General features: G+C 64.1%; 4 protein-coding genes. 3 read left to right on the forward strand and 1 reads right to left on the reverse strand.

Features of this window, described 5'->3' with window-relative positions; genetic code table 11:
- Positions 1-552, forward strand: a 552-nt coding sequence (locus ACKOED_RS17610; RefSeq protein WP_408917933.1) for an enolase C-terminal domain-like protein, incomplete at its 5' end; no start/stop codon positions are given.
- Between the two features lie 3 nt (positions 553-555).
- Entirely contained in the window at positions 556-1,455 is a 900-nt protein-coding gene (locus ACKOED_RS17615; protein WP_408917934.1) for an NAD(P)-dependent oxidoreductase, read from the forward strand.
- Between the two features lie 135 nt (positions 1,456-1,590).
- On the opposite strand, the gene aqpZ is transcribed toward ACKOED_RS17615, so the two are convergent.
- Positions 1,591-2,277: an aquaporin Z gene (aqpZ, locus tag ACKOED_RS17620; RefSeq protein WP_408917935.1), complete on the reverse strand. Its 687-nt coding sequence runs from the start codon at positions 2,275-2,277 to the stop codon at positions 1,591-1,593.
- A gap of 261 nt (positions 2,278-2,538) precedes the next feature.
- On the opposite strand from aqpZ, the gene ACKOED_RS17625 reads away from it, so the two are divergent.
- Positions 2,539-2,900, forward strand: a 362-nt coding sequence (locus ACKOED_RS17625) for a DEAD/DEAH box helicase (protein WP_408917936.1), incomplete at its 3' end; no start/stop codon positions are given.

Genomic DNA, 2,900 nt, shown 5'->3' on the forward strand with positions numbered 1-2,900 from the left:
GGCGCCTTTCGCTTTGAAAGAATGATCGAGCGGTTCGACCCCCTGTGTTTCGTGGAGCCGGTGCCGCGTGAAAAGCCCGTGGAGTTGGCGGTGGTGGCGCGCGCCACCTCCATTCCGGTGGCCACCGGCGAGCGGCTGACCACCAAATATGAATTCGCCCGGGTGCTGGAATGCCGCGCGGCTTCCATCCTGCAGATGGCGCTGGGCCGGGTAGGCGGCCTGATGGAGGCCAAGAAGATCGCCGGCATGGCGGAAACCTATTACGCGCAGATCGCGCCGCATCTTTACGCGGGTCCGGTGGAGGGGGCCGCCAACATTCATTACGCCGCCTCGCTGCCGAATTTCCTCATCCTCGAATCGATCGAGGAATGGGGCGGCTTCCATGCGCAGATCTTGAAGAAGCCGATCCTCTGGCAGGACGGTTATGTGATCCCGCCCGGCGAACCGGGGCTTGGCATCGAGCTCAATGAGGAGGTGGCTGAAGCCCATCCCTACACCGGCGCCAACCTCCACCTCGAAATGACCAACCGCCCGCTGCGCAAGGAAGAATAGATCATGCATTACGGCTATGTCGGGCTCGGCAATCTGGGCGGGCACCTGGCGCATTCGCTGGTGAAGAAGGGCTACAAGGTTACCGTCTTCGACCTCGACCCGGCGCTGGCCGAACGCCATCTGAGGGACGGCGCGTCCTGGGCGGCCTCGCCCGCCGGCTTGGCTTCCAGGGTGGACCATGTCTTCACCTGCCTGCCGTCGCCCGCGGTTTCGGAGAAAGTGCTGGCCGAAATCCTCACCACGCTGAAGCCCGGCGCGACCTGGATCGAGAATTCCACCAATGGCCGCGATGAGATGCAGCGCCTCGCCGCCATGGCGGAGGCCAAAGGCGTCAGGGTGCTCGAAGCGCCGGTGACGGGCGGCGTGCATCTTGCGGCGCGCGGCGAGATCACCGTGCTGGTGGGCGGCGACAAGGCGGTGTTCGAACTTCACAAGCCGGCGCTGGAAACCATCGGAAAGAAGATCTTCCATATGGGGCCGATCGGCTCCGCGGCGGTCATCAAGGTGATCACCAACATGCTGGCCTTCATCCATCTGGTGGCCGATGCCGAAGCCCTGATGCTGGCAAAGCGTGGCGGGCTCGATCTTGGCCAGGCCTGGCAGGCGATCACCGCGTCGTCCGGCACCAGCTTCGTGCATGAGACGGAGGGTCAGCTCATCCTCAACGGCAGCTATGACATCGCCTTCACCATGGACCTGGCGCTGAAGGACCTGGGCTTCGCCATGAATTTCGGCAAGGAATTCGGCGTGCCGCTGGATCTGGCCTCGATGACCCAGCAGACCTTCATGAAAGGAAAAGCCGCCTATGGCGGGCAGGCGCAATCAACCCAGATCGCCAAGCTGCTGGAGGACCTGCTCCACACCGACCTCAGGGCGCCGGGCTTTCCTTCGCGGCTGGAATAGCGCGCCAGCGTTTGGATAAGGCGCAATCTTCGTGTAATCTAGCGCCGATTCGTCATGCGGAGTTTCCTCCCGTGCGTGAGCGTAGAACTGGGGCGGGTTCCCGATGGGATCCGCCCCTTTGTTCATGAAAAGCGCTCAATCCTCCGAGATGAAGCGGTGGACGAAGGCGCCGATCACGCCACCCGCCAGCGGCGCCAGCCAGAACAGCCAGAGCTGCTGCATCGCCCAGCCATCCGCAAACAGGGCGACCGCCGTGGAGCGCGCCGGATTCACCGAGGTATTGGTCACCGGAATGGAAATCAGGTGAATGAGCGTCAGCGCCAGCCCGATGGCCAGCGGCGCGAAGCCGGCGGGGGCGTTCCTGTGGGTGACGCCGAGGATCACCACCAGGAACATGGCGGTCATCACCACCTCGCAGACGAGGGCGGCGGTGAGCGAATAGCCGCCCGGCGAATGCTCGCCATAGCCGTTGGACGCGAAACCCCCGGCGGTTGCGAAGTCAGCCTTGCCGCTGGCGATGAGATAAAGCACGAAGGCCCCGAGCGCGCCGCCCAGCACCTGGGCGACGACATAGCCCGGCACGATTCCCCAGCCGACGCGGCCCGCGGCGGCCAGGCCCACCGTCACGGCCGGGTTGAAATGGGCGCCGGACACATGCCCCACCGCATAGGCCATGGTCAGCACGGTGAGGCCGAAGGCCAGCGCCACGCCGAGAAAGCCAATGCCGAAGCCCGGAAAGCCGGCGGCCAGTACGGCAGCGCCGCAACCGCCCAGCACCAGCCAGAATGTGCCGAAGAACTCAGCGCCAAGTTTCTTGATCATTGTTGTTCCCCCCTGTCTCGCCAGCGCGCCCGCTTCGGACGCGATGATGAAAGCAAATTAACAATCTCAGGATAGTCCTGAAATCGCGTCAAGATTGTGCTTTCCTGTGCGATCCTGCAAGAGCTCTGTGGGCCGTCGATTGACTTTCCCCAATAAAATCACTATCTGCCAACACATCACGTTGCCGGGCATTTATGGCGCACTCCGCCCGGCTTGCTGTTTCACGTCAAACACCGCCGCCAGATTGGTTTTTCACCCCACATGAACTTCTCCGAGCTCGGACTGAGCCCAAGAACCCTCGAGGCGGTCGCCGCCGCCGGTTACCAGACCCCCACCCCCATTCAGGCTGAGGCGATCCCGCCCGCCCTGCAGCGCCGTGACGTGATGGGCCTCGCCCAGACGGGCTCCGGCAAGACGGCGGCCTTCGTCCTTCCCATGCTCTCGCTCCTCGAAAAGGGCCGCGCGCGCGCAAGAATGCCGCGCACGCTGATCCTGGAGCCCACCCGCGAACTGGCCGACCAGGTGCGCGAGGCCTTCGAGACGCTGGGCAAGATGCACAATCTCTCGGTCGCCCTCCTGATCGGCGGCGTGGCCTTCGAGCCGCAGGCCCTCAAGATCGACCG

The organism is Aestuariivirga sp., assembly GCF_046093005.1.
Taxonomy (GTDB): domain Bacteria; phylum Pseudomonadota; class Alphaproteobacteria; order Rhizobiales; family Aestuariivirgaceae; genus Aestuariivirga.

What these genes read in the sequence shown, in the direction of transcription:
- ACKOED_RS17615 (WP_408917934.1), top strand. Translation starts at nt 556, where the DNA reads ATGCATTACGGCTATGTCGGGCTCGGCAATCTGGGCGGGCACCTGGCG.
- aqpZ (WP_408917935.1), bottom strand. Translation starts at nt 2,277, where the DNA reads ATGATCAAGAAACTTGGCGCTGAGTTCTTCGGCACATTCTGGCTGGTG.